Annotated in this window: 5 protein-coding genes; 2 read left to right on the top strand and 3 right to left on the bottom strand. The window is 67.6% G+C overall.

Translation table 11 applies throughout. The features are described 5' to 3' along the window. Nucleotides 1-525 (top strand): PhoH family protein (locus VHO04_RS11245; RefSeq protein ID WP_329628372.1); only part of this gene is annotated, 525 nt, incomplete at its 5' end. Nucleotides 526-672: 147 nt separating this feature from the next. Here the strand turns inward: VHO04_RS11245 and VHO04_RS11240 are convergent. The 3 genes from VHO04_RS11240 to VHO04_RS11230 are packed head-to-tail and all read right to left on the bottom strand — an operon-like array spanning nucleotide 673 to nucleotide 3,540. Further along, nucleotides 673-1,560 (bottom strand): hypothetical protein, encoded by an 888-nt coding sequence (locus VHO04_RS11240; RefSeq protein WP_329628371.1) that lies wholly within the window; start codon nucleotides 1,558-1,560, stop codon nucleotides 673-675. A gap of 2 nt (nucleotides 1,561-1,562) precedes the next feature. Then, complete coding sequence (locus VHO04_RS11235) at nucleotides 1,563-2,561, bottom strand: hypothetical protein (protein WP_329628370.1); 999 nt, start codon at nucleotides 2,559-2,561, stop codon at nucleotides 1,563-1,565. A 1-nt stretch (nucleotide 2,562) separates the two neighbouring features. Further along, entirely contained in the window at nucleotides 2,563-3,540 is a 978-nt protein-coding gene (locus VHO04_RS11230) for a toll/interleukin-1 receptor domain-containing protein (protein ID WP_329628369.1), read from the bottom strand. Between the two features lie 371 nt (nucleotides 3,541-3,911). Between VHO04_RS11230 and VHO04_RS11225 the strand changes: the two genes are divergently transcribed. After that, entirely contained in the window at nucleotides 3,912-6,170 is a 2,259-nt protein-coding gene (locus VHO04_RS11225) for a TonB-dependent hemoglobin/transferrin/lactoferrin family receptor (protein WP_329628368.1), read from the top strand. Nucleotide 6,171 lies beyond the last annotated feature (1 nt).

Genomic DNA, 6,171 nt, shown 5'->3' with positions numbered 1-6,171 from the left:
GCGGTCGCGCAGGCGGTGGCGCAGCTCATCACCGGCAGCGTCCAGCGCCTGATCCTCTCGCGCCCCGCGGTCGAGGCGGGGGAGAAGCTCGGCTTCCTCCCCGGCGACATGAAGGAGAAGGTCGATCCCTACCTCCGCCCGCTCTACGACGCGCTGCACGACTGCTTGCCCGCCGAGCAGGTCGAGCGCCGCATCGCGAGCGGCGAGATCGAGATCGCGCCGCTTGCCTTCATGCGCGGGCGGACGCTCGCCGACGCCTTCATCATCCTCGACGAAGCGCAGAACACCACGATCCCGCAGATGAAGATGTTCCTGACCCGCTTCGGCATGAACAGCCGCATGGTGATCTGCGGCGACCCCAAGCAGGTCGACCTGCCGATGCCCGCGACCTCGGGCCTCGCCGATGCGGTTGCGCGGCTCGAGGGGCTGGAAGGCATCAACGTCAGCCGCTTCACCGCCGCCGACGTCGTTCGGCACCCGATCGTCGGGCGGATCGTCGAGGCCTATGAGGGGCCGGGGAGTTAGGGCGTCGAGCTCTAAATCGGCACCGCGCCAGTTCCGTTCGTGTCGAGCGAAGTCGAGACACCCATCGGAACAGCGCTAGGCAGATGGGTGTCTCGACTTCGCTCGACACGAACGGGGCAGATGGGCGTGAGCTAAAAGTTAACCGCTCTAGCTCCCCACCTTCCTGAACGTCACCGTCGATGATCCGCCGGGAGCGATTTCGCGCGTGCCCTTGCGCACCGTGCCGTCGGGCCATTTGACCTGATAGACGAAGCGGCCCGACATGGGCTTTGCGGCGCCGGTCTCGATCTCGTTCCAGCGGCAGGCGAAACGGTCCCACGGGTCGGGCTTTTTGAGCACGCACACTTTGAAGGCGAAGGCACTGATCATCAGCACCTCGCCCGTGGGCGGCTGGGTGACGAAGGTCACGCCCGGCGCGCGGCGCGGGACGGCGGTGGTCGGCCTCGGCGGCGGCGCTGCGGACGGTGGGGGAGGTGTCGCTGCGGGTGGCGGAGGAGGCGGGGGCGGTGGAGGCGGTGGCGGCGGCGCGCAAGTTTCGACCGCGACGACCGGCGGCAGATCAGGCGCCGAAGCTGCCCGCGCCGTGTCGAGCGCCGCCGCGAGGTCGGCATAGAGAGCGTCGCTCGGTCGAAGGTCGGCGAGCCGCTCGCGCTCGAACGCCGCGAGCGGCGCGGCGAACAGCCGTTCGGGGTAATGCCGGGCGACGAGTGCGGCGCGCAGCCGCGCGGTGTCGAGCGCGACGGCGCCATAATCGCGCAAGGCGGGGTCGGATGCATCCAGGCCGGGAGTATCGGTGTCGCAGATGATGAGATTATAGGGCTCGCCCGGCTCCGGCTCGGTGCCGCCGGGACTTTCCGCGACCTCGGCCTCGGCGGCGATGCGCACCTCGTAATAGCCGTCCGGATACCAGCTCTGCTTCGGCAGTTTCGCCTCGATCGCCTTCATGTCCGCGGCGTCAGCGGCAGCCGGATCCTGTGCCGCGGCGGCGGCAGGGCCGGCGAGCGCTAGCAGCGCGAGCGGCATCCGGCCGATCATGCTCAACTCCCCGTCTTCTTGAAGGTCACGACCGCCGCGACGCTCTCATCCTCGTAATTGGGGACGATCTCGCGCGTGCCCTTGCGCACCGTGCCGTCGGGCCATTTGACCTGATAGACATAGCGACCCGAAAGCCGCTTCTCGACCCCGGTCTCCACCTCGTTCCATTTGCACGCGAAGCGGTCCCACGGGTCGGGTTTCTTGCGCGTGCAAACCTTGAAGGCGAAGCCGTTGATCAGCAGCACCTCGCCTTGCGGCGGCGACGTCTTGACGATCACCGCGCTGCTTTCGCCCGCGCCGCAACCGCCGTCGGCAACGACCTTGGGGAGCTGGGGGGTCAGGCGTTGGCGGTTCGCCTCGACCGCCTTGGCGAGCTGCTGATAGGGATCATTTTCGAAATAGCCACCATCGGCGGGCTCCGCCGCCGCATCCGACGCGTCGGCTTCCATCGCTGCGTCGGCGGCCGCACTTGCCGCGGCGTCGGCTGCGCTTGCTGCCGCCTCGGCGGCGGCTTCGTCGGCGGCCTCGGCGGCGGCATTTTCCGCCTCGATCTCTTCGTCGGTCATCGGTTCGGGCGCCGCCTTCGCCTCCGCGATCTTCGCCTTCTCGAACGCGAGCAAGGGCTCGGCATAGACGGCGAGCGGATATTTCATCCGCTCGAACTCGGCGCGCAGCCGCGCCACCTCCAGCGCGACGCCGCCGTAGCGCGCAGTCAGCGGGTCGGTATCGTCGAGGCTGACATATTCGGCGTTGCAGTCGATCACGTCATAAGAGGGCGGCTCGCCGTCGCCCCAGTCCATCGTCAGATCGTCGCGCGGGAAATCGGCCATCTGGCCCTCGGCGGCGATGCGGATGTCGTAATAGCCGTCGGGATACCAGCTTTGCCGCGGCACCTTCGCCTCGATCGCCTTCAACCCGGCCGCGTCGATCGGCTCCTTTGCCGCTACCGTCACCGGCGACGCCAGCGCCGCCAGCAGCATCGTCATCCGCGCCTTTCGCATCTCAATCCTCCTGCTTCAGCCGCCGCGGCCCGCCGAGCCATCCCGAAACGAGCAAGGCCGCCGCCGCCGCGATTGCCGCCCACGCGCCGCCGAGCGTCAACTTCACCCGCCCGATCGAGGGCGCGGTCCAAAGCGCGGCGGGATCATAGGCGGCATCGGCGAGCGCATCGGAGGGGAGGTCGGGGCATTCACTCTCGAACACCAGCTTCGCGTCGGGGGTGCATGTGGTTCCGCGCACCAGAGGCGCTCCATTCTCGCCCGCAACGACATAGGAAGAGGAAGCCCAGCCATAGAGGCCGCCCGCAGCGAGCAGCAGCGCGAGCAGCGCGGCCTGCACGCCGCGTGCCGCCCATAGCCGGACCTGCCCGCTCCCGATGACGCCCGCCGGGATGGCGAGCGCGAGCAGCGGCGCGATCCAGCCGATCGCCGACCCCGGCGGCGCCAGCCCGCCGAGCCAGGCCGCGAGCAGCAGCAGCGCCAGCCCAGCGCCGCCGGCAAGCGCGCGCACCAGCCCGTTGTTCCAGCTCAGGCGCTTCACCCCGCGCGGCTTGCCGGGAAGATAGTCGGTTTTCGGCCCGTCGACGAGCATCGCGACGACGTCGCCCAGCCGCGCGATATGATCCTCGACCGGCGGCGACAGCGCGTCGAGCCAATGCGGAACGCTCATGAAATATTCGAGGCTGCGCTCGGGGACGACATCCTCGATGCGAAAGGGGATGATCGGCAGGCCGAGGTGCACCGCGCGTTCGACCTCGCGCAATATTTGCGGCGACGTATTGGCGTGGCTCGAAAAGACGAGGACGAAGACCGTCGACGATTTGAGCCCGTCGATGATCGCTTCGCCCCACGAGGTGCCGGGCACGATGTCGCGCGGTGCGATCCAGCAGCGATGGCCGCGCGCCTCCAGCAGCGCGCACACCATATTCGCGATGGTGCGGTCCTTCGACGAATAGCTGATGAAGACCTGTGACGGCATCATCCTTTTCCCCCTGCCGCCATCATGCCGTGCGGAAGCGGGCAGGGCAATATGTCCGTCACGAAGCTCGTCGAATCCCCGTTCGTCATTCCCGCGAAGGTTTTCCTCGCGACCGAACATCCATCCGTCACCCCGGACTTGATCCGGGGTCCCGCTATGCGACACCCGAAAGCGGGACCCCGGATCAAGTCCGGGGTGACGGAAAACCAATCGTGCCTCTTTTCAAACCGGGTCGACATCGCTTGGGCGTTCTGCCTCGACGTCTCATCAATTTTATGAAAACGATTCTCAATAGCATAATGCTTGACCCCCGCGCACGCCACACGTAATGCGCAGCTATTGCGAATCACTCGCAAATAAACAGGGGAAGAATTTTGTCTAGCCATCGCTCGCCGTCCGCCATCCGCCTTGCCGCCGGCAGCGCGCTGGGCCTTGCGCTCGCCGCGGTCGCGCAGCCGGCCTTCGCGCAGGACAATGACGGCGAATATTGGCTCGCGCGCAAGAATCAGATCGTCGTCACGGCGACGCGCATCGCGACTAACGCCGAGGACGTGCCGTCGACGGTCACCGTCAAAACCGACGAGCAGATCGCCGACGAACTGGTAACCGATATCCGCGACCTCGTTCGCTTCGAGCCCGGCGTCAGCGTTCAGCGCCAGCCCGCGCGCTTCAACGCGGCGCTCAGCGCGACCGGCCGCGCGGGCAACGACGGTTTCAACATCCGTGGCATCGGGGGCAATCGCGTGCTGATCCAGGTCGACGGCGTGCGCGTCCCCGACGGCTTCAGCTTCGGCGCGCAGAATGTCGGGCGCGGCGACTATGTCGACCTCGGCCTCATCAAATCGGTCGAGATCTTGCGCGGCCCCTCGTCGGCGCTCTACGGCAGCGACGGGCTTGCGGGCGCGGTCAGCTTCATCACCGCCGACCCGTCCGACTTCCTCGAAACCGGCAAGGCCATCGGCGGCCTCGTCCGCGCCGCCTACAGCAGCGCTGACAACGAGTTCAGCGAAACTGCGATCCTGGCGGGGCGCAGCGGCGACTGGTCGGTCATGGCCGCCTACACCCGCCGCGATTATAACGAACTCGACAACAAGGGGACGGTCGGCGGCACCGGCGCTGCGCGCACCAGGCCCAATCCGCAGGACGGCCGCTCGAACGCCGCGCTCGCGCGCATCGTCTACGATCCCGCGAACGGCCACAAGCTGCGCCTGACCGGCGAATATCTCGGCACCCACCTTTTCACCGACGGCCTCTCCAGCCTCAGCCCCACGGTCGAACTGCTGCAGGGCATCGACACCGGCGAGCGCAAGCGCGTGTCGCTCGACTGGAGCTGGCAGGGCGAGGGCGCGATCGATTTCGCGCGTGTCGCGCTCTATTGGCAGGACGGCGAGGACGTGCAGTTCACCGACGAGGACCGCACCCCCGCCGCCGACCGCGAACGCCTCAACACTTTCGAAAACCGCGTCTTCGGCGCCGCCGCCGATGCGCGCGCCGATTTCGCGACCGGTGCGATCGGCCATCGCCTCGTCTTCGGCGGCGACATCAGCAAGACGCGCCAGCGCGGCCTGCGCGACGGCGTGCTGCCGACGCCGCCCGACGTCTTCCCGAGCCGCGCCTTCCCGACGACCGACTTCACGCGTGCCGGCCTGTTCGTCGGCGACGAGATTTCGATCGCCGACGGGCGCCTGCTGCTCTATCCGGCGCTGCGCTTCGACTGGTACGATCTGTCGCCGCGCAATGACGCGCTGTTGCCGGGCTTCACCGGCGCCGGGCAGAAGGATTCGCGCCTGTCGCCGAAATTCGGCGCGGTGTGGAAGGTCACCGACCAAGTGCGCCTGTTCGCCAATTATGCCACGGGCTTCAAGGCGCCCGAGCCGGGGCAGGTCAACCAGTTCTTCGAGAATCTGACCTATGGCTACACGTCGAAGCCGAACCCCGACCTTGGTCCCGAACGTAGCCGCAGCTTCGAGGGCGGACTGCGCGTGGGCAGCGATCCTGTCAGCCTCGACCTCACCGCCTTTTCGGCGCGCTACAAGGATTTCATCAGCCAGGAGGTGGTGAGCGGCAGCTTCACGCCCACCGATCCGGCAGTCTATCAATTCATCAATCTCGATCGTGTCCGCGTCAAAGGCGCGGAAGCACGGTTCGAGGGGCGGGCGTCCTCCGGCCTCTTTGCGACGCTCGCCCTATCCTATGCCAAGGGCAACCAGATCGATCCCGACGGTGTGCGCACGCCATTGTCGACGATCGATCCGGTGAAGCTCGTCGCCGGGGTCGGCTATCGCGAGCCCGCGGGGCGCTTCGGCGGCCAGATCATCATGACCCACAGCGGCCGCAAGGAGGCGTCGCGCGCCGCCGGGGTCTGTTCGTCCGAATGCTTCCGCCCCGATGCCTTCACCATCCTCGACGCGACCGCCTTCGTGCGGATCGTCGGCGGGCTGACCTTGCGCGGCGGCATCTTCAACATTCTCGACAAGAAATATAGCTGGTGGAGCGACGTGCGCGGGCTCGCGCTCGTGCCGCTCAGCCCGCCCGATCCCGCGCTGCCGGGGCTGCTCGTCCCGCCCGCGAGCGCTGACGCCTATACCCAGCCCGGCCGCAACGCGAGCGTGTCGCTCAGCTACCGCTTCTGAC

The organism is Sphingopyxis sp., assembly GCF_036261875.1.
GTDB lineage: Bacteria > Pseudomonadota > Alphaproteobacteria > Sphingomonadales > Sphingomonadaceae > Sphingopyxis.
This window is presented reverse-complemented; position numbering and strand designations above follow the sequence as displayed.